General features: G+C 69.0%; 24 protein-coding genes and 1 tRNA gene. 12 read left to right on the forward strand and 13 right to left on the reverse strand.

What is annotated here, in order from left to right; genetic code table 11:
- Positions 1 to 38: 38 nt before the first annotated feature.
- The 3 genes from ABZ420_RS22120 to ABZ420_RS22130 all read right to left on the reverse strand — a co-directional run bounded on the left by ABZ420_RS22120 (position 39) and on the right by ABZ420_RS22130 (position 3428).
- On the reverse strand, positions 39 to 1505 hold the full coding sequence (locus tag ABZ420_RS22120; protein WP_357125719.1) for a subtype B tannase: 1467 nt from the start codon (positions 1503 to 1505) through the stop codon (positions 39 to 41).
- A 245-nt stretch (positions 1506 to 1750) separates the two neighbouring features.
- Positions 1751 to 1824, reverse strand: a tRNA-Met gene (locus ABZ420_RS22125).
- A gap of 74 nt (positions 1825 to 1898) precedes the next feature.
- Entirely contained in the window at positions 1899 to 3428 is a 1530-nt protein-coding gene (locus tag ABZ420_RS22130; RefSeq protein WP_357125722.1) for an aldehyde dehydrogenase family protein, read from the reverse strand.
- Positions 3429 to 3540: 112 nt separating this feature from the next.
- On the opposite strand from ABZ420_RS22130, the gene ABZ420_RS22135 reads away from it, so the two are divergent.
- On the forward strand, positions 3541 to 3993 hold the full coding sequence (locus tag ABZ420_RS22135; protein ID WP_039796222.1) for an Lrp/AsnC family transcriptional regulator: 453 nt from the start codon (positions 3541 to 3543) through the stop codon (positions 3991 to 3993).
- 64 nt (positions 3994 to 4057) lie between these two features.
- Positions 4058 to 5392, forward strand: coding sequence for an L-lysine 6-transaminase (lat, locus tag ABZ420_RS22140; RefSeq protein ID WP_357125724.1), 1335 nt, complete (start codon positions 4058 to 4060; stop codon positions 5390 to 5392).
- A 291-nt stretch (positions 5393 to 5683) separates the two neighbouring features.
- On the opposite strand, the gene ABZ420_RS22145 is transcribed toward lat, so the two are convergent.
- Both ABZ420_RS22145 and ABZ420_RS22150 read right to left on the reverse strand, forming a co-directional pair.
- Entirely contained in the window at positions 5684 to 6028 is a 345-nt protein-coding gene (locus ABZ420_RS22145; RefSeq protein WP_357125726.1) for a hypothetical protein, read from the reverse strand.
- Positions 6028 to 6201: a hypothetical protein gene (locus ABZ420_RS22150; protein WP_357125728.1), complete on the reverse strand. Its 174-nt coding sequence runs from the start codon at positions 6199 to 6201 to the stop codon at positions 6028 to 6030. Before ABZ420_RS22150 ends, ABZ420_RS22145 begins: the two co-directional genes overlap by 1 nt.
- Positions 6202 to 6231: 30 nt before the next feature.
- On the opposite strand from ABZ420_RS22150, the gene ABZ420_RS22155 reads away from it, so the two are divergent.
- Both ABZ420_RS22155 and ABZ420_RS22160 read left to right on the forward strand, forming a co-directional pair.
- Positions 6232 to 7623, forward strand: coding sequence for a protein kinase (locus ABZ420_RS22155; protein WP_357125730.1), 1392 nt, complete (start codon positions 6232 to 6234; stop codon positions 7621 to 7623).
- Positions 7624 to 7797: 174 nt separating this feature from the next.
- The gene (locus tag ABZ420_RS22160; RefSeq protein WP_357125733.1) at positions 7798 to 9834 is read left to right on the forward strand and encodes a protein kinase; all 2037 of its coding nucleotides are present in this window, start codon (positions 7798 to 7800) and stop codon (positions 9832 to 9834) included.
- A 53-nt stretch (positions 9835 to 9887) separates the two neighbouring features.
- Here ABZ420_RS22160 and ABZ420_RS22165 read toward each other — a convergent pair whose 3' ends face one another.
- The 3 genes from ABZ420_RS22165 to ABZ420_RS22175 all read right to left on the reverse strand — a co-directional run bounded on the left by ABZ420_RS22165 (position 9888) and on the right by ABZ420_RS22175 (position 13879).
- Positions 9888 to 10826, reverse strand: coding sequence for a patatin family protein (locus ABZ420_RS22165; RefSeq protein WP_357125736.1), 939 nt, complete (start codon positions 10824 to 10826; stop codon positions 9888 to 9890).
- Positions 10827 to 10959: 133 nt separating this feature from the next.
- The gene (locus ABZ420_RS22170; protein WP_357125738.1) at positions 10960 to 12765 is read right to left on the reverse strand and encodes an acetyl/propionyl/methylcrotonyl-CoA carboxylase subunit alpha; all 1806 of its coding nucleotides are present in this window, start codon (positions 12763 to 12765) and stop codon (positions 10960 to 10962) included.
- A 196-nt stretch (positions 12766 to 12961) separates the two neighbouring features.
- The gene (locus ABZ420_RS22175) at positions 12962 to 13879 is read right to left on the reverse strand and encodes a sulfurtransferase (protein ID WP_357125741.1); all 918 of its coding nucleotides are present in this window, start codon (positions 13877 to 13879) and stop codon (positions 12962 to 12964) included.
- 169 nt (positions 13880 to 14048) lie between these two features.
- Between ABZ420_RS22175 and ABZ420_RS22180 the strand changes: the two genes are divergently transcribed.
- A complete protein-coding gene (locus tag ABZ420_RS22180; protein ID WP_357125744.1) occupies positions 14049 to 14828 on the forward strand; it encodes a transcriptional regulator in 780 nt (259 codons plus the stop codon).
- On the opposite strand, the gene ABZ420_RS22185 is transcribed toward ABZ420_RS22180, so the two are convergent.
- The 3 genes from ABZ420_RS22185 to ABZ420_RS22195 all read right to left on the reverse strand — a co-directional run bounded on the left by ABZ420_RS22185 (position 14757) and on the right by ABZ420_RS22195 (position 17553).
- On the reverse strand, positions 14757 to 15389 hold the full coding sequence (locus ABZ420_RS22185) for a Maf family nucleotide pyrophosphatase (protein WP_357125747.1): 633 nt from the start codon (positions 15387 to 15389) through the stop codon (positions 14757 to 14759). The two genes, ABZ420_RS22180 and ABZ420_RS22185, sit on opposite strands and share 72 nt — an antisense overlap.
- Positions 15386 to 15721, reverse strand: a complete 336-nt coding sequence (locus ABZ420_RS22190) for an acyl-CoA carboxylase subunit epsilon (RefSeq protein ID WP_062971085.1) — start codon at positions 15719 to 15721, stop codon at positions 15386 to 15388. Before ABZ420_RS22190 ends, ABZ420_RS22185 begins: the two co-directional genes overlap by 4 nt.
- Before the next feature lie 191 nt (positions 15722 to 15912).
- The gene (locus ABZ420_RS22195) at positions 15913 to 17553 is read right to left on the reverse strand and encodes an acyl-CoA carboxylase subunit beta (RefSeq protein WP_040865078.1); all 1641 of its coding nucleotides are present in this window, start codon (positions 17551 to 17553) and stop codon (positions 15913 to 15915) included.
- Positions 17554 to 17757: 204 nt separating this feature from the next.
- Here ABZ420_RS22195 and ABZ420_RS22200 point away from each other — a divergent pair, with 204 nt between their 5' ends.
- Positions 17758 to 17949, forward strand: a complete 192-nt coding sequence (locus ABZ420_RS22200; protein ID WP_357125749.1) for a hypothetical protein — start codon at positions 17758 to 17760, stop codon at positions 17947 to 17949.
- A 28-nt stretch (positions 17950 to 17977) separates the two neighbouring features.
- Positions 17978 to 18784, forward strand: a complete 807-nt coding sequence (locus tag ABZ420_RS22205; protein ID WP_357125752.1) for a biotin--[acetyl-CoA-carboxylase] ligase — start codon at positions 17978 to 17980, stop codon at positions 18782 to 18784.
- 61 nt (positions 18785 to 18845) lie between these two features.
- Here the strand turns inward: ABZ420_RS22205 and ABZ420_RS22210 are convergent, their stop codons facing one another.
- A complete protein-coding gene (locus tag ABZ420_RS22210) occupies positions 18846 to 19799 on the reverse strand; it encodes an acyl-ACP desaturase (RefSeq protein WP_357125755.1) in 954 nt (317 codons plus the stop codon).
- 159 nt (positions 19800 to 19958) lie between these two features.
- Here ABZ420_RS22210 and ABZ420_RS22215 point away from each other — a divergent pair, with 159 nt between their 5' ends.
- The 3 genes from ABZ420_RS22215 to ABZ420_RS22225 are packed head-to-tail and all read left to right on the forward strand — an operon-like array spanning position 19959 to position 22505.
- Complete coding sequence (locus ABZ420_RS22215; protein ID WP_062971078.1) at positions 19959 to 20504, forward strand: PH domain-containing protein; 546 nt, start codon at positions 19959 to 19961, stop codon at positions 20502 to 20504.
- A 17-nt stretch (positions 20505 to 20521) separates the two neighbouring features.
- Complete coding sequence (locus tag ABZ420_RS22220; protein ID WP_040865082.1) at positions 20522 to 21199, forward strand: response regulator transcription factor; 678 nt, start codon at positions 20522 to 20524, stop codon at positions 21197 to 21199.
- Between the two features lies 1 nt (position 21200).
- On the forward strand, positions 21201 to 22505 hold the full coding sequence (locus tag ABZ420_RS22225; RefSeq protein ID WP_357125758.1) for a HAMP domain-containing sensor histidine kinase: 1305 nt from the start codon (positions 21201 to 21203) through the stop codon (positions 22503 to 22505).
- Position 22506: 1 nt separating this feature from the next.
- On the opposite strand, the gene ABZ420_RS22230 is transcribed toward ABZ420_RS22225, so the two are convergent.
- Positions 22507 to 23046, reverse strand: a complete 540-nt coding sequence (locus tag ABZ420_RS22230; RefSeq protein ID WP_357125761.1) for a GtrA family protein — start codon at positions 23044 to 23046, stop codon at positions 22507 to 22509.
- Between the two features lie 87 nt (positions 23047 to 23133).
- Between ABZ420_RS22230 and ABZ420_RS22235 the strand changes: the two genes are divergently transcribed.
- Positions 23134 to 24306: a 5-(carboxyamino)imidazole ribonucleotide synthase gene (locus ABZ420_RS22235; RefSeq protein ID WP_357125974.1), complete on the forward strand. Its 1173-nt coding sequence runs from the start codon at positions 23134 to 23136 to the stop codon at positions 24304 to 24306.
- Positions 24299 to 24814 carry a 5-(carboxyamino)imidazole ribonucleotide mutase gene (gene purE / locus ABZ420_RS22240; RefSeq protein ID WP_174315392.1) on the forward strand — a complete coding sequence of 172 codons (516 nt, stop codon included), beginning with the start codon at positions 24299 to 24301 and terminating at the stop codon, positions 24812 to 24814. Before ABZ420_RS22235 ends, purE begins: the two co-directional genes overlap by 8 nt.
- Positions 24815 to 24937: the final 123 nt, after the last annotated feature.

A 24937-nucleotide genomic window follows, 5' to 3' on the forward strand; every position in this document is an offset into this window, starting at 1 on the left:
GGGTCGCCATCCCAACGTCCGGACCTCGGTGTGCCGCCTCACCCGGAGTAGCCGGTCACCTTGCCGATCCACGCGATGAAATCCTCGGGGTCTTCGTTGCTGCCGTGCCCGGCGTCCCAGTACATCGCGGAGTCCACGTCGGCGCCCAGATTCTCCAGGCTCGCGGCGAGATTGCCGACGATCGCCAGCGATGTATCGGTGTCCTTGGTGCCGACGCGGATCCACCAGTGCTTCGCCCGGCCGGCATTCCGCTGCCGGAGAAAGAACATGGGGTTCATCATGCTGATCTTCTCGGGCAGATCGCTGTCGATTTGCGCGGCCGGATCACCGGTCGCGTGCCGCAGGCTGAACAGGGTGAAGTGTCTGGCCTTGACGGTTCCCCCGCCGAACTCGCTGTTCTCGCTCGAGGAAAGGTCGAACGCGTCGAACGCGGGCACGCCCTTCTTCCTCGCACCGACGTGCGTGAGAAAGTCCGGCCAGGTGAACTTCGCCCGATCACCCGCCCAGGTGATCCATGTGTTGGCCGCCAGGTAGCTGGAGCGGTCGGCGTTTGGCATCCTGGTCAGGTACGCGGTCGCCGCCGGTTCGAGGTAGGTTCGCACGAGGTAGTTTCCGTAGTTACCGGCCGTGAGGCGTCCGAATCCGTTCCTCCCCTGTAGTTCCAGTGCAGCCTGATAGTCCGTGAACGCCGTGCTCAGCTCCCCCGAGGCCGCGGCGTCGAGTTCGCCGGAGCGCAGCGGGTTCGCGCCCCAATTCCACTCGTAGGCCATGTCGGCGTGTTCCAGATCGGTGACGGGGCAGTAGGGGGCGGCGGCGAAGACGACATCACTCGCCTCCGCCGCGCCGAGTTCAGCGAGATACCGGTCGTACATCCGGCTGTCCCCGGACACCGCGAGCAGCGCGCACAGCGCGCCGCCCGCACCGACCCCGGTGACCACGATCCGGTCGGTGTCTCCCGGCACGCGGCCGGAGTTGTGCCGTAGGTACCGGACCGCGGCCTTCAGATCCACGATGGCGGCGGGCGCCACGCCGTAGTACGTGCCGTCCGGGGCCACCAGGTCACGACCGCGCATACCGGACGCCACGACGACATAGCCCGCCGCCAGCGCGAGGTCGCTGTTCCTGGTCCGATCGCCGCCGTCGTCCGGTTCGCGGCTGGTCACCGCCGACGCGAGGTATCCCGCGACTGAGTTGGTCAAGAGGATGGGAGCCTTGCTCGCGTCGACGCTCGCGCCGTCGATCTCGACGGGCACGCTGACGCTCAAGCTCTGATGGGCCTTGTCCACCGGCTTCGCCACATACACAACGCTCTCGTAGAACTGATAGGTGACCTTCTTGCCGCGCTCGAAGGTGGCGACGGTCTTCCTCTCCACCGTGAACGCGCCGGGATCGAAGGCCAACTCGTCCACCGCTTTCGCGCTGCCGTCCAGCACCTCGCAGCCGGTGGCGAACACCGGCACGGCGATCGCCGCCGCACACCCCTTGAGCATCGCTCTGCGCTGCACAGCTCTCCTTCGCGTTCGTGGCAGACCACGGGCGTCGCGGACCGCGACGGCGTTGGTGGAACTCTCGACGGAACGAATCACCTGGTGATCGGAAAGACGAGATCGAAGAATATCGGCGTCGAGGCACACTCGCGCGAATACATGCCGCTGTGCGCAGCACTGGGAAACGGATTCGGCCATCGAACAGCTACCGCAAGAAAAAAACCCGGCTCAGACGGTGTGAACCGTCTGAGCCGGGCCTGTAGTAGCGGGGACAGGATTTGAACCTGCGACCTCTGGGTTATGAGCCCAGCGAGCTACCGAGCTGCTCCACCCCGCGTCGGGTAAGGACAACACTACACAGGGTGGTGCGAACAACCCAATCGCCTGGTGGGAGTGGGTGCGGCGAGCGGTTCAGCCGAACTCGATGCCCTGGGCGAGGGGCAGTTCGGTGGAGTAGTTGACGGTGTTGGTGGCTCGGCGCATGTAGGCCTTCCAAGAGTCCGAGCCGGATTCGCGTCCACCGCCGGTCTGCTTCTCACCGCCGAAGGCGCCGCCGATCTCCGCGCCGGAGGTGCCGATGTTGACATTCGCGATGCCGCAATCGGATCCGTCGGCGGCGAGGAAACGTTCGGCCTCGCGCTGGTCGGTGGTGAAGATCGCGGACGAAAGTCCCTGCGGCACTTCGTTGTGCAGGGCGATCGCGCGATCGAAGTCGTCGTAGGTGAGCACGTAGAGGATCGGCGCGAAGGTCTCCTCCCGCACCACCGCGGTCTGGGCGGGCATGCGCACGATGGCGGGCCGCACGTAGTAGGCGTCCTCGCCGAATCCATCGACGCGTTCGCCGCCGCACACCAGCTCACCACCGTCGGTCACCGCCTTGTCCAGCGCCGCGCGCATTCCGGTGTAGGCCTTGCCGTCGATCAGCGGCCCGACCAGCACCCCGTCGTCGAAGGGGTTGCCGACCGGCAGTTGCCGATACGCCCGCTCCAGCCGGTCCATGAGCGGGCCCGCCACGTCCCGGTGCACGATCAGCCGCCGCAGCGTGGTGCACCGCTGCCCGGCCGTGCCCGCCGCCGCGAACACGATGGCCCGCGCCGCGAGGTCGAGATCAGCGGACGCGGTGACGATCGCGCCGTTGTTGCCGCCCAGCTCCAGCAGGCAGCGCCCGAGCCGCTCGGCCACCCGCGGCGCCACCAACCGGCCCATCCGCACCGACCCGGTGGCGCTCACCAGCGCGACCCGGCCGTCGTCGACGAGCCGGGAGCCCGCCTGGCTCCCGCCCTGGATCAGTTGATGGATCTCGGGATCCGCGCCGACCTCGCCGGTCGCGCGCCGGAGCAGGGCGTGACAGGCCAGCGCCGTCAGCGGCGTCGTCTCCGATGGTTTCCAGACCACGGTATCGCCGCAGACCAGCGCGATCGCCGTGTTCCACGCCCAGACCGCGACCGGGAAGTTGAACGCCGAGATCACCCCGACCACGCCGAGCGGATGCCAGGTCTCCATCAACCGGTGGCCGGGACGTTCCGAGGGCATGGTGTGGCCGTACAGCTGCCGGGACAGGCCGACGGCGAATTCGCAGATGTCGATCATCTCCTGCACTTCGCCCGCGGCCTCGGCGGGGATCTTGCCCGCCTCCAGCGTCACCAGCTCGGCCAGGTCGCTCTTGTGTGTGGTGAGCAGCTGCCCCAGCCTGCGCACGACGCCGGCCCGGACGGGAGCGGGAACGCCGCGCCAACCCCGGAAGGCGGTGGCGGCCCGGCCGATGGCGGCATCGACCTCGTCCGGCGGGGTGGACCGCAGGGTGGTCAGCTGTCCTCCGGTGATCGGAGTGCGCGCGGGGAGATCGCCGGGTTCCGCTGGCAGCGCACCGAATCGGCGCAGCACCGCCTCCGCGCGGACGGTGAGTTGCCGGGTGGTCTGAGCGTCGAGTACCTCGGTCATCTGTTGTACCGCCGTACCTTTCGGCCGCGTCGCGGCGTGTTGGTCCCATGGAGTGGGAGGATGGAGGTCAGGTTCCGGAGACGAGGCGGGCCGCCTGAGTTAGCCTTCGCTGATGGCGGATACACCGGCAAGACCCGTACTCGATGACATCGATCGCCTGCTGATTCGTGAACTGATGGCCGATGGACGGGCCACTCTGTCCAACCTGGCCGAGAAGGCGAGTCTGTCGGTGTCCGCGGTGCAGTCCCGGGTCCGCCGATTAGAGGCGCGCGGTGTGATCCGCGGGTATACCGCACACGTCGATCCCGAAGCGCTCGGTCAACTGCTGTCGGCATTCGTCGCGATCACTCCTCTCGACCCGTCGCAACCCGATGACGCGCCCGCGGTGTTGCAGCACATCCCCGGCATCGAGGCGTGCCACTCGGTGGCCGGGGAGGAAAGCTACATCCTGCTGGTGCGTGTGGCGTCTCCGCGGCACCTCGAGCAATTGCTCCAAGAGATCAGAGCCACCGCCAACGTGCGTACCCGGAGCACCATCATCTTGCAGACATTCTATGACAGGTAGCGATTCTGTGTAATTAATACGGATTGTCATAGAGGTTCCGTAAATTTTTACGTACCCTCAGGGCGTGACCATCGAACTGGAACGCACCCGCCCGGCGGTCACCCCCGCCGCCCGGGTCCATGAGATCTTGTCGGCGAGCATCCTGGCCGACGGCTTCGACCTGGTGCTCGACCTCAACCGTTCCCGTGGCTGCCGCCTCGTCGACGAACGCGACGGCAGCCCCTACCTCGACATGTTCGGTTTCTTCGCCTCCAACGCGCTGGGCATGAACCACCCCGCCCTCGCCGAGGACCCGCAGTTCCTGGCCGAACTCACCGCCGCGGCGGTGAACAAGCCGAGCAACTCCGACATCTACACCGTCGAGATGGCCCGCTTCGTCGAGACGTTCGTGCGGGTGCTCGGCGATCCGCGGCTACCGCACCTGTTCTTCATCGACGGCGGCGCCCTCGCGGTGGAGAACGCCCTCAAGATCGCGTTCGACTGGAAGAGCAGGCACAACGAATCCACGGGCCGCGCAGCGGAACTCGGCGCCAAGGTGCTGCACCTGACCGGCGCGTTCCACGGCCGCAGCGGGTACACCATGTCGCTCACCAACACCGATCCGGTGAAGACCGCGCGCTTTCCGAAGTTCGACTGGCCGCGCATCAAGTCCCCTTACGTCACCGATGCCTTCGACATCGAGGAGGCCGAGGCGTGCGCGCTCGCGCAGGCGCGGCGGGCATTCGAGGAAAACCCGCACGACATAGCGTGTTTCATCGCCGAGCCGATCCAGGGTGAGGGCGGTGACCGGCATCTGCGCCCACAGTTCCTGCAAGCCGTGCAGCAGCTGTGTCACGAGCACGACGCGCTGTTCGTGCTGGACGAGGTGCAGACCGGCGTCGGCATGACCGGAACGGCCTGGGCCTACCAGCAACTCGGCCTGGCGCCGGACGTGGTCGCTTTCGGTAAGCGGACCCAGGTGTGCGGCGTCATGGCGGGTGGCCGCGTGGACGAGGTGCCCGACAACGTGTTCGCGGTCAGCTCCCGGCTCAACTCGACCTGGGGCGGCAACCTCGCCGACATGGTGCGCAGCAGGCGCATCCTGGAGGTGCTGGAGCGGGACGAACTGATCGAACGGTCCCGGCCGCTGGGGGCGCACCTGCTCGAACGGCTGGGCGCGCTCGCCGCCCGGCACACCGATGTCAGCGAGCCGCGCGGGCGCGGCCTGATGTGCGCGATCACGCTCTCGTCGTCCCGGCTGCGCGACGAGGTGCTCACCGCGCTGCGCGAGCGGGAGCGGGTGCTGATCCTCGGAACCGGCGAGCGGGGCATCCGGTTCCGTCCTCCGCTGACGGTCACCGGCGCCGAGTTGGACGAGGCCGTCGACGCCCTGGACCGGGTCCTGGCCGGCCTGGAATAGCCCGCGAACGGGAGGCTCCGGGTATTCCGGTGCTGGGCGCGCCGGAATCCCAGAGCCTCTCGGGCTCGGCATCCATGTCCGTCACCACTCTCCGAGAAGGCGCGGCACTCGAACCGGCAGCGGATGTACCGGGGGTGCGCGCCCCACTCGTCGTCTCCGCTCCGGTGCTGTCGGATCACCCGGAATCCTCTGGCACGTAAGGTCCGCACGCGTTCACCATCCGGCCGTTGCCCCGACGGGCACACCAGCGGGATGCGCTGACCCGGCACGAGCACACCGGTCGTCGAGTGGTCAGGGGGTGACCGGACGCAGGCCCAAACCCCCCTCGACGAAACTGCGGACGGAGGTCAGCCCGGCATCCAGGGCCGCTGCGTAGCCCGGGCGCGCCCACCCCGTCACCGCCGCGGTGCCCTCACCCGTCGGCGTCGCGCCGATCTCGGCCACCAGCTCGGCCGTGGTCGGTTCGCAGACCGCCCAGGAGAAATGCGTCTCCTCCGCCCAGCCCGCACTGCGCCGGGCGACGTAGTCCGGTTCGGTGATGCCGCCCTCGGCCAGGGCAGGGCGGTCATCGATGCGGTCGTCGGCGCGCAAGGCGCGCAGATACCAGGCGCCCGCGTTGATCTCGATCGGCTCCATCAGCGTTCGCCCGTCGCGCCGCGCCCGTAGCCCGCCGCGGCGACCGGCGCGCCCGTCACCACTCCGCCGAATTCGGCGGCGCCGATCGGCCTCGTTGCGACATGATCGGATGACCGCGCCGCCGTTTTTGCGCGTTTCGCGGTATCCAGGAGGATTTCGGGTAGCTCGGTCATGAGGAAGAGGCTAGCGGGAGGTGCTACGACATGGGCGAGCTGTGGTTCGGCCACTACCGCCTCGATCGGCTGCTAGGCAGCGGCGGCATGGGCGAGGTCTGGCTCGCGCACGACACCACCGCCGACCGTGCCGTCGCATTGAAGGTATTGACCACCGCGTACGCGGCGGACCCCAAATTCAGGCAACGATTCACCAGGGAGGCTCGGCTCGCCGCGCAAGTGCGCGGACCGCACCTGGTGCCGATCCATTCGTTCGGCGAACTCGACGGTCGCCTGTACATCGATATGGAGTTCATCGAAGGCTCCGATGTGGCCGCGTTACTGCGGCGGGCGGGGCGGCTGGAACCCGAGCGCGCGATCGAGATCGTCGTGCAGACGGCCAGCGCGCTCGACATCGCGCATCGTGCGGGCCTGGTGCACCGCGACGTGAAGCCGTCCAACATCATGGTGACGCCCGACGGTACCGCCTACCTGATCGACTTCGGCACCGCGCAGCGCAGCGACCAGCCCGCGATCACCGCCACCGGCAATGTGGTGGGCACGCTGGCCTACATGGCGCCGGAGCGGTTCGACGGGTCGGCGGTACCCCAGTCCGATCAGTATTCGCTGGCCTGCGTGCTGTACGAGTGCCTCACCGGTCGAAGGCCCTTCGACGACGGCGACCCGCCGCGCATGTTGCGCGCCCACTTGATGCAAACCCCTCCGCTCGCCTCCGCGCTGAATCCGGCCTTGCCGCCCGCACTGGACGCGGTGATCGCACGCGGCATGGCGAAAGACCCCGCCCTGCGCTGGTCCAGCGCCGGGGAACTGGCCTCGGCCGGGTACGCGGCCCTGACGGGCCAGGACGCCACCACGGTCGAGCTCGCGTCGTCGGTGCCGACCTTCGTGCTCCCGCCGCCGCGCGGGGTCGTCCGGACCGGCGCCGCGCCCGGAGCGCGAACGTCTTCCGGATCACGTCTGGCGCTGGTGGCTTTCGCGGCGCTCGTCGCGCTGGTCGCCGGGTCGTTGTGGCTCGGGCGCCCGGACGCGGCCGACGCGGGACCGGCCTCCGCTCCCGCCCCGTCTCCGAAGCAGGAACCGTCCGCGCCGCCGTCGCATGTACCGGCGACGCGGGCGCCGGTGCCCATCTCGGCGCCCATCCTGGTCCTGCCCGGCGCGGGTCAGCCGTGTGACCCGGCGGTGGACGCGCACAGCGTCACCGTGGACGGCCTCGTGCTTACCTGCACTCCGTTGGCGGCGGACCGGTCGAGCTGGCTTCCGGCAGCGCCGGCCGCGGGCGGTGTCGCCGCGGAGAACGTCGACGACTCGAACCAGTCCGGACAACCCGCCTCAAACGATAAGCCCGGCCGGGGCAAGCCCGATCACGCGAATCCGGGCAACGGCCACGGCAACGGCAAGCCCAAGGCCAAGCCGGGTAAGTAGGCGGGTCGTCGCCGGACTGTCGTCGAGCACACAGTGGTGCGTGACGCGGGGTGCGGTTACGCTCCGAAAGAGGCCAGTTCTTCGGTATCGGCGCGGTGAGCTGCTGATTTCCGTTCTCCGCGCCGCAGGTGGAGGCCGGGTCGACCAGCTGTCAACGGTGACTGGAGGTTCGCGATGGGGGAGGTGCGATTCGGGGGTTACCGGCTGGAGCGACCGCTCGGCAAGGGCGGCATGGGTCAGGTCTGGCTGGCGTACGACATGGTGGCGGCGCGGCGGGTGGCGTTGAAACTCCTGCCCGCCGACCTCGCGGCCGCGCCCGGATACCGCAAGCGGTTCGAGCGGGAAGCCGAAGCCGTGGCGCAGTTGCGCGACCCGCACGTGCCGCGGATCCACCGATTCGGCGAGATCGACGGCCGACTCTACATCGACATGCAATTCGTCGAGGGCGCCGACCTGGCGGGCAAGCTGGTGGCGGGGGGCCCGATGCCACCGGCCGCCGCGATCGGCGTCATCGGCCACGTCGCCGCCGCGCTCGATGTGGCGCACCGGGCCGGGCTGGTGCACCGCGACGTCAAACCGTCGAACATCGTCGTGCATCCCAGTGGCTTCACCTATCTGATCGACTTCGGCATCGCGCACGGCCTCGGACAGACCGCCGTGACCACCACCGGCATGGCGATCGGCACCCTCGCGTACATGGCGCCGGAACGGTTCAGCGGAAAGGCGGACGGACGCGCCGACGTCTACTCGCTGGCCTGCGTGCTCTACGAATGCCTCACTGGTGCGCGGCTCTACGGCGATACGGATCCCGCGCAGCAGATGCATGCCCACCTGATGGCGCCACCCCCACGCGCCGGTTCGGTGTGCGCCGCCGTCCCTGCCGCGCTGGACGCCGTCATCGCTCGCGGTCTGGCCAAGGAGCCGAGCGAAAGATTCCCGACCGCAGGAGAATTCGCCGCGGCCGCGCGCGCCGCGATCGGCGCGTCCGCTCCGGAGCCGGTAACCGTGCCACCGTCCGGATCGGATCGCCCGGCGACGAAGCCGCTGACCCGTGTGGATTCCGTGCCGACCCCGGGATCTTCACACCGCTCCGGAGTCGATGGTGCAGCAAATCCCGCTGCGCTTTCGCCGCGAACGGACTCGAAAGCCGCCGCAGCCGTATCGGCATCCGTGGATCCCGAGCGGCCACGGCGAACGCCTACCCCGACCGAAGTCCTGCCGAACCCGGGCCCTACACCGACCCTTGTGGCCACCAAACTCGACTGGTCGACGGTCACGCCCAATCCTGCACCGGTTCAGCATGTTCCGACTCCCGGCTCGTCACCGCGCGGATACGCCGGTGCGCAGCGTCCGCCCGCGTCCGCCGGTTATCCCGTTGCAGGACAGCCGTATCCAGCCCCCGGGCGCGGATCGTATCCCGCCGGACCCGCCCGGGGCGCGCAACCGGGTTGGCAGGAACGGCTGCTCGCTCGCGTGCTGTCCCCGAAGCCCGGCCCGGTCGCGTCGCCGTATCGTGCGCCTGCGCGAAAGGTCTTCCCAGCGGTGCAGCGTCCGGCCCCGCCGGTCGCGCAGCGTCGCCCGGGCATCCCGGTCCCGCGTCGTCGGCCGCGACGTCGCCGGAGTCTCCTTTCGAAGATGATCGGTGCGCTGATCGTGGTGTTCCTCGCGCCGTTCGCGTTCGCGGCGGGCTGCGTCGCGTTGATCGCCGCGGGAACCAGGGCCGGTGATTCCGGCGCGCCCGCGCCCACCTTGCCGCCCTCGGCGGTGGCGGTGGAGAACCCCGGGCCACCGGGGGACGACCGCGGGTCCGATCCCGCCGCCGTTGCACCGGCGGGCAGTCCCGTGCGCGACGGCAAATTCGAGTTCGTCGTGACGAACGTCGACATGGGCGTGGCGCGAGTCGGATTGCAGCGGGCCACGGGCTCGTTCCTGATCGTCACGCTGGCCGTGCGGAATATCTCCGACGAGACGAAATGGTTCCTGCCGATGGGCCAACGCCTGCTGGACGCGCAGAACACGCCCTTCGACCACAACGCCACCGCCACCATGTGGCAGAACACCCAGCAGCGCCTCGGCTACTCCTTCGAGCTGCGCCCCGGGCAGTCCGCCACCACCCAGCTCGTTTTCGACCTGCCCCGGACGGCCATCCCCGACCACTTGGAACTGCACGACTTCGTCCTCTCCGGCGGCGTGCGAGTCCACGTCGCCTGAACGCCTCCGCGCAGCGCCGTGCGCCCGCTGGAGCGGCAGCGGACCGAAGTCGGTCAGGCGGCTGGGATGACGGCGGAGAGCGCGCCGAGCACGGCTGTGCGGCCGATTTGCAAGGCCCTGGCGAGCAGTGCGGTGTCGCGGGCGGCGCTGTCCACGTCCGGAGAGCCGACGGGCGGGTGGATCTGCAGCACGGAGTCGCCGAGTTCGGCGAGGGCCCGGTCCTCGAGGTCCTGTTGCCGGGGGCGTTCGAGCCAGGCCCGGTACGCGCCGGGGGCCACGGCGCGCAGATAGCCGCCGCCGATGATCTGGTGCAGGCGCGAGGCGGGCGGACGTCGTTCGTCCACCCTCCGGGTGCGCAGGACCAAGGCATGGGTGGCGCCCGCGCGGACCGCGGTGCGGATCGGCACGGTCTCGGAGAGGCCGCCGTCGAAGTAGGCCGAACTGCCCAGGGCGACCGGCGGCCCGGCCAGAATGGGCAGGCCCGCCGACGCGCGCAGCGCACGCATGAGCGTCCGCTTGTCGGTGATGTGTGGATGCAGATCGACCGCCTGCCCGGTCCGGATATCGGTGGCGATCGGATGGAAGGTCGTGGAGTTGGCCAGGATCGCGTCGAAATCCATCGGTTCGACGCCGTCGTACACCTGGTGCACGAGATACCGCAGATCGAACGCCGGACGTCCGCGCAGGAGCCGGGCCGGGTCGACGGCGCGGCGCATGATCTCCGGATCGGTCCAGGAGCGCATGCCGGGGATCGCGCGCCCGCACAGCAGCCAGGCGCCGTTGATCGCGCCCGCCGACGTGCCGTATACGGCGTCGAATACCCCGGCGAGCCCGAGTTCCTCGAGCGCCGACACCATGCCGCTGGAGTACACGCCCCGGCTGCCGCCGCCCTCTACCACCAGCACCAGGCGGTGACCGTCGGCGCGGTCGGCCGTGGCGCGCCGCGCGCGGATCACCTCCGCGACGGGGGAGAGGCTTGTCGAGCTGGTCACCGCAACACGATACGACACCTCGGTGTGCGTTTCGGGTCCAGCGGAGGCAGCTCGCGTGACGGCGGAGGGACCGCCGCGTGAACAGCGAAGCGGGCGCGGAACCTCGTGGTCCCGCGCCCGCTCCGTGACGTTGCTACTTGATCTCTGCGAGAACCGTGCCCTGCGTGATCGCCGCGCCCGTCTCGACGGACAGACCGGTGACCACACCCGCCTTGTGCGCGTTGACCGGGTTCTCCATCTTCATGGCTTCGAGCACCACGATCAGATCGCCCGCCTCGACCGACTGGCCCTCTTCCACCGCGACCTTGACGACGGTGCCCTGCATCGGAGCGGTGACCGCGTCACCGGAGGCCGCGCCGCCGCCCGCGCCGCCACGCTTGCGCGGCTTGGGCTTCTTGCGGATCACACCGGCGCCGTTGCCCGCCGCACCGGCCGCACCGGCGCCGACGGTGAAGTTGCCCGGCAGCGACACCTCGACCCGGCGGCCGCCGACCTCGACGACGACCTTCTGACGCGGCTGGTCCTCATCCTCGTCGGCGGGGGCGCCCGCACCGGTGAACGGCTCGACGGTGTTGACCCATTCGTTTTCGATCCACTTGGTGTAGACGTCGAACTTCTCGCCGTCACCGATGAATGCCGGGTCCTCGACGATCGCCCGGTGGAACGGGATGACCGTGGCCAGGCCGTCGACCTCGTACTCGGCCAGCGCGCGCCGCGCGCGCTCCAGTGCCTGGGTGCGGTTCTCGCCGGTGACGATCAGCTTGGCCAGCATCGAGTCGAACTGCCCGCCGATCACGCTGCCGGCCACCACGCCGGAGTCCACGCGCACACCGGGGCCGGTGGGCTCCTTGTACACGGTGACCGGGCCGGGAGCGGGCAGGAAGCCGCGGCCGGCGTCCTCGCCGTTGATGCGGAACTCGAAGGCGTGGCCGCGCGGCGTCGGGTCCTCGGTGATCTCCAGCTTCTCGCCGTTGGCGATGCGGAACTGCTGGCGCACCAGGTCGATGCCCGCGGTCTCCTCGGTGACCGGGTGCTCGACCTGCAGGCGGGTGTTCACTTCGAGGAAGGAGACGGTCTCGCCCTGCACCAGGTACTCGACGGTGCCCGCGCCGTAGTAGCCGGCTTCCTTGCAGATGGCCTTGGCCGAGGCGTGGATCTTCGCGCGCACCTCGTCGGACAGGAACGGCGCGGGGGCCTCCTCGACGAGCTTCTGGAAGCGCCGCTGCAGCGAGCAGTCGCGGGTGCCCGCGACGATGACGTTGCCATGCTTGTCGGCGATGACCTGCGCCTCGACGTGGCGGGCCTTGTCCAGGTACTGCTCGACGAAGCACTCACCACGGCCGAAGGCGGCGGTGGCCTCGCGGACGGCCGAGTCGTACAGCTCCGGGATCTCCTCGATGGAGTGCGCGACCTTCATGCCGCGGCCGCCACCACCGAACGCGGCCTTGATCGCGACCGGCACACCGTACTTCTTCGCGAACTCGACGACCTCGGTCGCGTCCTTGACCGGGTCCTTGGTGCCCGCGGCCATCGGCGCCTTCGCGCGCTCGGCGATGTGCCGCGCGGTGACCTTGTCGCCCAGGTCGCGAATGGACTGCGGGGAGGGGCCGATCCAGATCAGCCCGGCGTCGATGACGGCCTGGGCGAAGTCGGCGTTCTCGGAGAGGAAGCCGTAACCGGGGTGGATGGCGTCGGCGCCGGACTTGGCGGCGGCGTCGAGGATCTTGTCGAACACGAGGTACGACTCGGCCGAGGTCTGCCCGCCCAGGGCGAAGGCCTCGTCGGCGAGCTTGACGAACGGGGCATCCGCGTCCGGCTCCGCGTAGACCGCGACGCTGCCGATGCCGGCGTCCTTGGCCGCCCGGATCACGCGCACGGCGATCTCGCCTCGGTTAGCTACGAGTACCTTTGTGATCTGCGCGCTGGCATGGCTGGGCACTGAGCCTCCTGTGTGCATTCTTCTGGTCGCTTCGCCGGGGGTGGGGTCGCTGCGCAGCCTCCGCTCCCATAATCGACTTGTTACGTCTCGGGCGAGTGTAGGCAGTCTGCCAACAGACGCCGAACTCGGCTAGCCCTACTCAACAGTAGGTCGCGGATCACAACGTACGCGGTCTGTGTTTGGGACCGCACCCGACTCACCTGTTCTTGGTGCGTCGAGAACCGCCGCGTGCCGGCACTTCGCCCGGTTCGTTCCCCTTGGCGATCGGCATTCGCACCGAGTTTCCCCACTCGGTCCAGGAGCCGTCGTAGTTGCGTACCCCGTCGCGCCCGAGCAGGTAGGTCAGGACGAACCAGCTGTGGCTGGATCGCGCGCCGACTCGACTGTAGACGATCACGTCGTCCTGGTCGGCCGACGCGCGGTAGACGTCGTCGAGTTCGGCGCGCGAGCGGAATCTCCCGTCGCCGGCCAACGCCTCGGTCCACGGGATGTTCGACGCGCTGGGAATGTGGCCGCCGCGCAACGCCGCGTCCTGGGCCATGGCCGGGTCGAGCACGCGCGTGCCGGAGTATTCCTCGGCCGAGCGTACGTCGATCACCGGTTTGCCGAGGTGGGCGAGCACGTCCTCGCGGAAGGCGCGGAAGGTGCCGTCGTCCCGGCGCACGGCCGGGTAGGCGCCGCGCACCGGACGGCCGGGTTCGAACGTCGTGTCGCGCCCCTCGGAGATCCAGGCCGCGCGTCCGCCGTCGAGCAGGCGCACGTCCTCGTGCCCGAACAGGGTGAATACCCACGCCGTGTGCGCCGCTTGGATGTTTCCGCGATCCCCGTAGATCACGACAGTGTCGTCACGATCTATCCCTTTGGCGCGCATCAGTTCGGTGAAGCGGGTTCCGTCGATATAGTCGCGCGTGACCGGATCGTTCAGATCGCTTCGCCAATCCAGTTTGGTGGCGCCCGGAACGTGCCCGATGTCGTACAGCAGCGTGTCCTCGTTGGCCTCGATGATCTCGAGTCCCCGCGCGCCTATGTTTGCCGACAGCCACTCCGTGGTTACTAGTCGGTGAGGGTTTGCGTAGGAACCGAGTGAGGGATGAGGGTCCGGAGCGACGGGCACGGTGTTTGGGTCCTTCACGCATGGGTGGACGGTGGTGACAGCGGTTCGAGGCCTCACAGCGATGGTAGGGGTGAGGCGACAGTGACTCTCGTTTCAGATCACAAATCGGATGAGGGCCGAATAAAGGGCACCTACATCCGATAAAGTCTCCCGGGAGGAGGGGTGAGCTATGTCCGATTCTTGGCCGCGGCGGCGACTGCTCGCGATCCTACGTGGCGCCAGCGAGCCTCTCGACGCCCAGGAACTGGCCAGAATCACCGGACAGCACGTCACCACGGTCCGTTTCCATCTCGATGTGCTCACCAGGGAATCCCTCGTCCGGCAGTTCCAGCAGCCGCCGCGCGGCCGCGGGCGGCCGCGTATCGGATACAGCGCGGTGCAGCGATCGGTGGGTTATCAGGACCTGGCGCAGGTGCTCGCCGATCAGCTCGGCCCGGACGCGCGGCGCAGATCCGAGGCCGCGATCGCGGCGGGCCGCGCCTGGGGCAGCAGACTCGACGTGGGTGACCATCGGGTGGAGTCGCTGGAGGACGCCAAGGACCTCACGATGACGTTGATGTCGGAACTGGGCTTCGCGCCCGAGCGCGACCCGTCCTCGGAGACCGAGGGCAAGGTGCTGATCCGTCTTACGGCGTGCCCGCTGCGTGAACTGGCGCGGACGCACTCCGAGGTGGTGTGCGGCGTACACCTCGGCCTGCTGGAAGAGGTGATCGACCGGGGCGGCGCGCACGGGACGATCGACGTGCGGATGCACCCGTTCGTCGAACCGGAGCTGTGCGTGGCCCGGCTCGAACTCATCGCGGCACAGCGCGCCGAGGCCCAGGAGGCGGCGCCGCCGGTGTCCCCGGGCGGGGACGCCGAAGCGTTCACCGCGCCGTCAGGCCGTGTGGCCCCACAGCTGCGTAACGCTGATCCCAACATCGCCAAGCAGTCGGCGCAGCAGTGGTAGCCCGATGCCGATGACGCTGGACGGGTCTCCGTCGATGCGATCGACGAACCAGCCGCCCAGCCCGTCGAGGGTGAACGCGCCCGCCACCTCGAGCGGCTCACCGGTCGCGATGTAAGCGTCCAGCTCGTCCGGCTCCGGCTTGGCGAAGTGCACGGTGGTGCTGCTGCAATCGACCGCCTCGGCGGTGATCCGGCCATCCCGCATCCGCACCACGCAGTGACCGGTGACCAGATCCGCGCTGCGCCCGGCCATGTCGCCCCACCGCGCGCGAGCGACCTCAGCGGTGTGCGGCTTGCCCTGCAACTCGCCGTCGACGAGCAGCATCGAATCGCAGGCCACCACAACGCAGTCGGCGGCCAGCTCCGGAATGTCCGCGGCCACGGCGGCCGCTTTGGCGCGCGCCAGTTCCACCACGACCGCGCGTGGTGGCGTGTCCTCGGGGAGGGCGGCGGCGACCGCGTCCTCGTCCACGGCGGAGACCCGGACGATCGGGTCGATGCCCGCCGAGCGGAGAACCTCCCGGCGGGCCGGGGACGCGGAAGCCAGGATCAGCCGCGTCACCCGCGCAAGTGGGACAGCTGCGGGAAGGCGTACGGGGAGAACGGCGAAGAGCCGCGATGCATCAGCGTCGGGTGGCCCCACATATCGGGCGGCCCGGCGGGGCCGGTGGGCGCGGCGCTGTTCGCCACGGCGGACAGCACGCACACCAGCGCGGCGAGTTCTTCGTCGCTCGGCGAGCCCTTCACGACACGGAAGAACGGCTCAGCGGTGGCCTCGGCGGATAGCGCTGCCGCGTCGGAGCCGGTGGAGGCACCGGTCTCGTCTGCGATCGGGTCGACTGTGAGATCCAGTTCGACGGCGCTCAACACATCTTCTTCTGCCACGGTCGTCACAGTGCCAGGTCCTCTCTTCGCCTCTATCAGCGGACTGATCAGGCTATTCCCGTTTTCCGACTAGCTACGGATGAAGCATTCGTCCTCGGATGCACTCATTGCGTCTCTGCAACAAGCCGGTACCCGCCAGAGTAAGTGTTACCGAGGCCGATGCCACCCTTTGTGCGCGGCCTATCGAGCGTATCGCTCGATCACAGTGGGATGTTGCCGTGTTTCTTCGGCGGAAGGGTCACCATCTTGCGTTCGAGCAGTCGCAGCGCGGACACGATCTGGCCGCGCGTATGCGACGGCGGGATCACCGCGTCCACGTATCCGCGCTCGGCGGCGACGTACGGGTTCACGAGCGTGTCCTCGTACTCGTTCTGGAGCTCGAGCCGCAGCGCATCGACGTCTCCGCCCTCTTTGGCGGCCTGCTGCAGCTGCTTGCGGTAGACGAATCCGACGGCGCCGGAGGCGCCCATGACGGCGATCTGGGCGGTCGGCCAGGCGAGGTTCACATCGGCGCCCATGTGCTTGGAACCCATGACGTCGTAGGCGCCGCCGTAGGCCTTGCGGGTGATGATCGTGATTTTGCCCACAGTGGCCTCACCGTACGCGTAGAGCAGCTTCGCGCCGCGCCGGATGATGCCGTTGTATTCCTGTCCGGTACCGGGCAGGAAGCCGGGCACATCGACCAGGGTGATGATCGGGATGTTGAACGCGTCGCAGGTGCGCACGAAGCGCGCGGCCTTCTCCGAGGCGTCGATGTCCAGGCAGCCCGCGAACTGGGTGGGCTGGTTGGCCACGATGCCGACGCTGCGGCCGTCGATCCGGCCGAAGCCGACGATGATGTTCATCGCGCGCTCGGCCTGCACCTCGAGGAACTCGTCGTCGTCGAGCAGACGCCGGATCACCTCGTGCATGTCGTAGGGCTGGTTCGGCGAGTCCGGGATGATCGTGTCCAGCTCGAGGTCCTCGTCGGTGAGCGAGTCCTCGATCGCGCCGTCGATCGGGTCGGTGGCCGGGAAGCGGGGCGCCTCGGCGCGGTTGTTGCTCGGCAGGTAGGACAGCAGGTCCTTGACGTAGTCCAGGGCGTCCTGTTCGCCGGAGGCGACGTAGTGCGCGACGCCGGACTTGGTCATGTGCGTGTGCGCGCCGCCCAGGTCCTCCATGGTGACGTCCTCACCGGTGACCGTCTTGATGACGTCCGGGCCGGTGACGAACATCTGGCTGGTGCCGTCGACCATGACGACGAAGTCGGTCAGCGCCGGGGAGTACACGTGGCCACCGGCGGCCGGGCCCATGATCAGCGAGATCTGCGGGATCACGCCGGAGGCCTGGATGTTGCGGTGGAAGATCTCGCCGTAGAGACCGAGCGAGACCACGCCCTCCTGGATGCGGGCGCCCGCGCCCTCGTTGATGCCGATCAGCGGGCGGCCGGTCTTCAGCGCCAGATCCATCACCTTGACGATCTTCTCGCCGTAGACCTCGCCGAGGCTGCCGCCGAACACCGTGACGTCCTGGCTGAAGATGCAGACGTCGCGTCCGTCGATGGTGCCGTAACCGGTCACCACGCCGTCGCCGAGCGGGCGGTTGTTCTCCAGGCCGAAGTTGACGCTGCGATGGCGGGCCAGGGCGTCGAGCTCGACGAAGGACCCTTCGTCCAGCAGCGCGAGGATGCGCTCGCGGGCGGTCATCTTGCCCTTCGCGTGCACCTTGTCGACCGCGGCCTCACCCATCGGGTGCTTGGCCTCTTCCAGCCGATTCCGCAGGTCAGCCAGCTTCCCGGCGGTGGTGTGGATATCGGGGGAGCCCGCCGGACCTGATGCGGGCTGCTGCTGGACACTCGTCATGGCATCGGAGTGTAACCAGTACCAGCGTTTACTTTCTAACCAAGACCGGGCTACCGGCGAGTAGAAAACCGCAGCTAGATCAATTTTCCCAGGCAAACTTCCTGGTCGGTAGCAGAGACCGGAAGGCGGAAAATGAGTATCGCCGACCGGTCCTGCCCACTTAGCCTGAGGGCGACGGATTTCCGAGCGGGGGAGGAGCGCGTCATGTGGGAATGGGGTAGAGCTCGCGCGGAGTACGCGGCCGAGACGGCGTGGACACGGACCACCGAGGAGGCGCCGAAGTACGGCGAGCCCGAGGTGTGGGCCGAGGCGGCCGAAGGCGAGCGGGAGGACGGCGACGAGATGGGCGCGGCGGCGCGCGACCCGATCGTCTCCTCGTATGACCTGGTCGGGTAGCGCCCGGCAGGACGAGTAGCCTGCCGGTGTGCAGAGGCCACCGTTGGATGCAGAGCAGTTGCGGCGCAGTGCCGTCGAGTCGCCCGAGCTGTCGTTCTTCACGCGGATCGATGTGGTCGAGTCGACCGGGTCCACGAACGCGGATCTGATCGCGCGGGCGGCCGATCCGGCCGCCGACCGCGTGGTTCTGCTGGCGGAGACCCAGGTGCAGGGTCGCGGCAGGCACGCGCGCACCTGGGTCAGCCCGCCGCGGGCGCAGCTGGCGATGTCGCTGCTGGTGCGGTTGCCCGGGATCGGCCCCGCCTCGCTCGCCTGGCTGGCACTGCTGACCGGCGTGGCCGTGGTCGACGCGCTGCGGACCGCGGCGGGTGTGCCCGCGGAACTCAAATGGCCCAACGACGTGCTGATCGGGAGCCGCAAGGTGGCGGGCATCCTGGCGGAGGTCGCGGCGAGCGCGGAGGGCGGCGCGCCTGCCGTGGTGATCGGACTCGGACTCAACGTGAGCCTGACCGAAGAGGAACTGCCGGTGCCGCACGCCACCTCGCTCACCATCGCCGGCGCGCCGCAGACCGATCGCACGGCGCTCGTGCGATCCCTGCTGACCGAATTCGCCCGCCGCTTCACCGCGTGGCGCGACGCGGACTGGGCGGTCGACGAACTGGCCGCCGCCTATCGCGAGCGGTGCGCCACGATCGGCGCCGAGGTCCGTGCCGAGCTGCCCGGGGACCGGACGCTGACCGGCGTCGCCGAGGGCGTCGACGAGTACGGCCGCCTGCTCATCGGCGGGCAAGCGGTATCCGCCGGCGACGTCACGCATCTGCGCGCCCAGTACTGAGCGCCGGACCGCCCGGCGGCGCGGCGGGCGCCGCGCCGCAGGCCACGCGCGGCGGCGTGCCTCAGACGCGCCGGGCGACGCCGCGCGAGGCATCCCGGGCGAGGGCGCGATCGCGCTGCTCCTCGAACTTGATCACGTCCTTGCCCAGCTTCTCCAGGAACGCGCCCAGTTCGTCGCGCGCCTGCTCGCCGCGCGGCCCGTAATCGGAGCGCTCGAAGACGTTCCATTGCTTGAGCACCGGCTGGAGCACCTCCTCCAGATGCTGGCGCAGATCGTAGATGCCGTGCTTGGCCATCAGCACGCCGTAGCGGCGGAAATTCGGCATCCCGGCGCCGGGCATCAGGAAATTGCGCACGATCCTGGTGATCGCGGGCAGCGCTTGGTCGGGGACCAGGTCGAGCGCGGCGCCGCACACCGAGCGGTAGAAGATCATGTGCAGGTTCTCGTCGGCGGAGATGCGCTGGAGCAGGCGGTCGGCCACGGCGTCGTTACACGCCTTGCCCGTATTGCGGTGGGACACACGGGTGGCCAGCTCCTGGAAGGTGACGTACGCGACGCTCGACAGAAATCCGCCCCACCCTTCCGGTGACTGGACGCCGTTGCTCATGTGGATCATCCGCGCCTCTTCCAGGGCGACCGGATCGACGGCGCGGGTGACGACCAAGTAGTCCCGCATGGCGATGCCGTGGCGATTCTCCTCGGCGGTCCACCGGTCGACCCAGGTGCCCCACGGACCGTCCTCGGAGAAGTTCTGCGCGATCTCCCGGTGATAGGAGGGCAAATTGTCCTCGGTGAGCAGGTTGGTGATCATGGCGACCCGGGCGACCTCGCTGAGGTGCGATTGCTCCGGCTCCCAGTCGACGCCGCCCAGCGCGGCGAAATTGCGGCCCTGGCTCCACGGCACGTAGTCGTGCGGGTTCCAGTCTTTCGCCATGGACAGGTGCCGATCGACATTCTCTTCGGCGACGGGCTCGAGTTCGGCCAGGATTTGCAGCGGGGTCAGGTCTTTGGTCACGCGTTCCTCCACGGTCGGAATCGACGATGATGGTGAGCCGGGCGTTGCGCGAAACAGAGAGACACTGCGCGGAATAGTCACACGCAGGGTGCCGATTGTGCAGCATGACGCGCTGCGGTGTCAGCCGTTCCGACATCTTCAGGCGGTAGTGTTCCTGACATGGGTTATCCGGAGGATGTGCTGGCGCCCGAGGAACAGCTGCTGCTGCATCGCCACCCGCATTGGAAAATGCTCTTCTGGCCGATCGTGACGCTCATCGTGGCCACCGCGCTCGCCGGTTTCGCAGGGGGACTCGTCTCGCAGAAGGCCACGGGCACCACCGCCTCGGCGCTGCTCGTCACGGTGCTCGTGGTGTATCTGGCCATCCTGCTATGGCGTTGTGCCGCACCGGTTATCCGATGGAAGTCGACGCATTTCATCATCACCGACCGGCGGGTGCTGGTACGTCAGGGCGTGCTCACCCACAGCGGCATCGACATCCCGATGAGCCGGATCTCCAGCGTGCAGTTCCGGCACGGACTCTTCGATCGGCTGCTCGGCACCGGGACGCTGATCATCGAGTCGTCCTCCTCGGAGCCGCTGGAATACGACGACATCCCGTCGGTCCAGCAGGTACACGCGCTGCTGTACCACCAGGTGTTCGAGGTCGAACGCCATCGCGACGGCCGCGACGAGCGCCGGGACGACCGTCGCAGCTACCGGTGAGCCCGTAACCTGGGCGTATGACCGCTGTACTGCTGGCCGAGGACGACGACGCCATCGCGGCCCCGCTGTCACGCGCGCTCGGCCGCGAGGGCTACTCGGTGACCGTCGAGAGTTTCGGCCCGGCCGTGCTGCAACGAGCCCTGGAAGGCGGCCATGACCTGCTCATCCTCGATCTCGGCCTGCCCGGCATGGACGGGCTGGAGGTATGCCGTCAGGTGCGCGCTCGCGGCGCGGATCTGGCCGTGCTGATGCTCACCGCGCGCACCGACGAGGTGGATTTCGTGGTGGGGCTGGACGCGGGCGCCGACGACTACGTCGGCAAGCCGTTCCGCCTCGCCGAGCTGCTGGCCCGGGTGCGAGCGTTGTTGCGGCGCAGCGGAATCGGCGACGACACGGTCGAGGTCGGGGGGATCCGCCTGGAGCCCGCGGCGCGGCGCGTGCTGGTCAACGGAGTCGAAATCGGTTTGGCCAACAAAGAATACGAGTTGCTCAAGGTGCTGATCGACCGGGCGGGTCAGGTGGTGGCGCGCGAGACCATCCTGCGCGAGGTGTGGGGCGACGCGGAGCTGCGCGGTTCCAAGACGTTGGACATGCACATGTCCTGGTTGCGCCGCAAGATCGGCGACGAGGGCCCCATGGCCGAACGGCGCATCGTCACCGTGCGCGGGGTCGGCTTCCGGCTGAACACCGACTGACGTGCGCCGCCGGATCCTGCGTTCCATGCTCACCGTGCTGACCCTCACCACGGTGGTGCTCGGCGTGCCGCTGATCTACACGGCGTGGTTGTGGGTGGAAGACATCACGCGCAACGACCTGCAGAACCGGCTGGACCGGATCGCCGCGGAGATCATCGCACAGGAGCGCGACGGCACGGTGCCCGGCGAGCTGGACATCCGGTCGGTGGCGCCGCTGGTGCCGGAGAACGGGAAGCTCACCATCGTCTACCCGTCGCAGCAGGACAACGCCTCCCGGCGCGACATCGGGGTGGCCCAAGTGCCCGACCCGCTGGTCGAGTCGCTGTCCATGGGCAAGTCCGCGTCGCTGCGCCTGGAGGTGCCCTCGGCGCCGATGCACGCCATGCAGCGCCAGGCGGTCGCGGTGGTCGCGCTGGCGGTGCTCGCCTCGCTCGGCGCGGCGGTCTCGGTCGCGGTGGTCACCGCGCGGCGGGTGGCCGATCCGCTGCGGGACGTCGCGGCGCGCGCGGCGCGGCTGGCGATGGGTGATTTCCGCCCCGATCCGCGCAGGCACGGCATCGCGGAACTGGACCGCGTCTCCGACGTGCTCGACTCGGCGACCGTGGAGATCGCCGGACGGCTCCAGCGCGAACACGCCCTGGTGGCGGATGTCTCACATCAGCTGCGCAGCAGGCTTACCGCGGTGCGGCTGCGCCTCGACGAGCTGTCCGCCCATCCCGATCCGGAAGTGGTGCACGAGGCCGAGGAGGCGATGGCGCAGGTCGACCGCCTCACCGACGCGATCGACGATCTGGTCCGCGCCTCCCGGGACGAGGACGCGGCCGATCGCGATCCGGTGCCGGTGATGGACGAGTTGCGCGGTGTGGTCGCCGAATGGACCCACCCGTTCACCGAGACGGGCCGGACGCTGACGCTCACCGGCGACGAGTCGCTGCGCGCCCCGATCACGGGTTCGCGGCTGCGCGAGGCGGTCGCGGTGCTGGTGGACAACGCGCTCATGCACGGCGGTGGGACCTGCACGGTGTCGGTGCGCTCGGTGCGGCCGGGGGTCGGCCGTGAGCCGCTGGTGTGCGTCGAGGTCGCCGACGAGGGGCACGGCGTTCGCGACGAGCTGGCGCCGCACATCTTCGACCGGGGTTTCTCCGCGGGCGGTTCCACCGGAGTCGGCCTCGCGCTGGCGCGGGCGTTGGTCGAGGCGGACGGCGGACGCCTGGAATTGCAACGGCGCAGGCCCGCGCTGTTCGCGGTGTTCCTCGGGGCCTCGAAGGCCCGTCCGGCGAACGCGGTGGTGGCCGAGCCGCGCTGACTCAGCTGCGGCCGAGTTCCTCTTCCACGAGGTCGACGAACTCCGCTTCGAGCACTTTCATCTCGTCCGGGAAGACCCAGCGGCGCATCGACCAGAAACGGAAGGCCATCTGCAGCAGATTGCCGATGATGAAGGCGCTGATGAAGTCGGCGATGTTCTCGACCGTGAAGCTGACGTTGGGCTGGCGCAGGTCGAAGACGTAGCTGGAGATCCACAGCGGGGTGAAGGCCAGCACCACGCCGACGCCGCTGACAGCGAAGAACAGCAGCGCCTCGTGATGGCGCTCGCGCCCGCCGCGATTCTTGAACGACCATTCCCGGTTCAGGATGTAGGAGGCGATCACGGCGATGACGCCGGAAATGATCTTGGCCGTGACCGGTTTCTCCGCGAGTACCGTCCACTTGAGTCCGTAGAAGATGCCGCTGTCGATCACGAACGTGGTCGCCCCGACGATCGCGAATTTGATCAACTCCCGATGCCGGTACGCGATATCTTGCAGCGGCTTGGGAAGGACGCTGACCACGTCTTCGACGAATGACACAAGACCGGAGTGTACCGGTACCGACCATTCGAGCCGGACATGACAATATTGTCCGACGTGAGCGCACGTTCCTTCGATCCATCGGCAATGCCCACCGTCACCATGATCGGTGGCGGACAGCTGGCACGCATGACGCATCAGGCGGCGATCGCGCTGGGCCAGCGGCTGCGCGTACTCGCCGAGAAGCCCGAGGACCCGGCCGCCCAGGTCAGCCCCGAGGTGGTGCTCGGCAGCCATACCGACCTCAGCGCGCTGCGCAAGGCGGCGGTCGGCTCGCACGCGCTGACCTTCGACCACGAGCACGTGCCGACCGAGCACCTGGAGGCGCTGGTCGCCGAGGGCGTCAACGTGCAGCCGCCGCCGCAGGCGCTGGTCTACGCGCAGGACAAGCTGGCGATGCGCACCAAGCTGAGCGGGCTCGGGCTGCCCGTGCCCGCGTTCACGCCGGTGACCTCGGTGGCCGACGCGGTGCGCTTCGGCGACGAGCACGGCTGGCGGATCGTGCTGAAGGCGGTGCGCGGCGGTTACGACGGACGCGGCGTGTGGATGCCCGAGTCCGCCGACGAGGCCGCGACGATCGTCACCGACCAGCTCGCGTACGGCGTCCAGCTGCTGGCGGAGGCGAGGATCGACCTGAAGCGCGAGCTGTCGGCGATGGTGGCCCGTTCGCCGTTCGGGCAGGCGGCGACCTGGCCGGTGGTGGAGACCGTGCAGCGCAAGGGTCAGTGCGCGGTCGTCATCGCGCCCGCGCCCGACCTGCCGGAGGACACGGCCGCCGCGGCGGAGACGATGGCGTTGAACCTCGCGAGGGAACTCGGCGTCGTCGGCGTCATGGCGGTGGAGCTGTTCGAGACCACCGACGGCGAGCTGCTGGTGAACGAGCTGGCCATGCGCCCGCACAACTCCGGGCACTGGGGGATGGACGGCGCCCGCACCGGGCAGTTCGAACAGCATCTGCGCGCCGTGCTCGACTACCCGCTCGGCGACACCGCGCCGCTGGCGCCGGTGACCGTGATGGCCAACATCCTCGGCGCGCCGCAGGCCCCGGAGATGTCGATGGACGAGCGGCTGCACCACCTGTTCGCGCGGCTCCCGGAGGCGAAGGTGCACCTGTACGGGAAGGGCGAGCGTCCCGACCGCAAGATCGGGCACGTCAACATCCTCGGCGACGACGTGGCCGAGGTTCGGGAGAAGGCCGAGCGGGCGGCGCACTGGATGTCGCACGCGATCTGGACCGACGGATGGGATCCGCATGAGTGAAGAAGTGGCCATCGGCCCGGCTGTCGGCCTGATCATGGGCAGCGACTCCGACTGGCCGACGATGGAGGCCGCCGCGGAGGCGTTGGCGGAATTCGGGATCCGCTTCGAGGTGGGCGTCGTCTCGGCGCACCGCACTCCGCAGCGCATGCTCGACTACGCGCGTGACGCCGCCGGTCGAGGATTGAAGGTCATCATCGCGGGCGCGGGCGGCGCGGCCCACCTGCCCGGCATGGTCGCCTCCGCCACGCCGCTGCCGGTGATCGGCGTACCGGTCCCGCTGAAGTACCTCGACGGCATGGACTCGCTGCTGTCCATCGTGCAGATGCCCGCGGGCGTGCCCGTCGCCACCGTCTCCATCGGCGGCGCCCGCAACGCCGGCCTGCTCGCCACCCGCATCCTCGCCGCCCACGACCCGGCCCTGCGCACCCGCATGGAGCAGTTCCAGGCCGGACTCGAGCAGATGGTGCTGGAAAAGGACGACGCACTGCGCACGAAGCTCTTGGGCTGAGCGGCCGGTTCGCTTGGTTCGACCTGGGCGGGTGCGCCTCGGTCATCGGGCAGGGGCGACTGAGGGCGCCAGGGCCGCGTACGTTCACCGTGTCTGCCGCTTGTCGCGTGGTGAGTTCGACGT

The organism is Nocardia sp. NPDC005745 (assembly GCF_040630775.1).
GTDB lineage: Bacteria > Actinomycetota > Actinomycetes > Mycobacteriales > Mycobacteriaceae > Nocardia.

Coding starts and splice junctions, on each gene's coding strand:
- ABZ420_RS22200 (WP_357125749.1), top strand. CDS start 17,758: ATGTGGGAATGGGGTAGAGCTCGCGCGGAGTACGCGGCCGAGACGGCG.
- ABZ420_RS22145 (WP_357125726.1), bottom strand. CDS start 6,028: ATGGAGCCGATCGAGATCAACGCGGGCGCCTGGTATCTGCGCGCCTTG.
- ABZ420_RS22195 (WP_040865078.1), bottom strand. CDS start 17,553: ATGACGAGTGTCCAGCAGCAGCCCGCATCAGGTCCGGCGGGCTCCCCC.
- ABZ420_RS22215 (WP_062971078.1), top strand. CDS start 19,959: ATGGGTTATCCGGAGGATGTGCTGGCGCCCGAGGAACAGCTGCTGCTG.
- ABZ420_RS22180 (WP_357125744.1), top strand. CDS start 14,049: ATGTCCGATTCTTGGCCGCGGCGGCGACTGCTCGCGATCCTACGTGGC.
- purE (WP_174315392.1), top strand. CDS start 24,299: ATGAGTGAAGAAGTGGCCATCGGCCCGGCTGTCGGCCTGATCATGGGC.
- ABZ420_RS22135 (WP_039796222.1), top strand. CDS start 3,541: ATGGCGGATACACCGGCAAGACCCGTACTCGATGACATCGATCGCCTG.
- ABZ420_RS22150 (WP_357125728.1), bottom strand. CDS start 6,201: ATGACCGAGCTACCCGAAATCCTCCTGGATACCGCGAAACGCGCAAAA.
- ABZ420_RS22235 (WP_357125974.1), top strand. CDS start 23,134: ATGCCCACCGTCACCATGATCGGTGGCGGACAGCTGGCACGCATGACG.
- ABZ420_RS22130 (WP_357125722.1), bottom strand. CDS start 3,428: ATGACCGAGGTACTCGACGCTCAGACCACCCGGCAACTCACCGTCCGC.
- ABZ420_RS22155 (WP_357125730.1), top strand. CDS start 6,232: ATGGGCGAGCTGTGGTTCGGCCACTACCGCCTCGATCGGCTGCTAGGC.
- ABZ420_RS22220 (WP_040865082.1), top strand. CDS start 20,522: ATGACCGCTGTACTGCTGGCCGAGGACGACGACGCCATCGCGGCCCCG.
- ABZ420_RS22160 (WP_357125733.1), top strand. CDS start 7,798: ATGGGGGAGGTGCGATTCGGGGGTTACCGGCTGGAGCGACCGCTCGGC.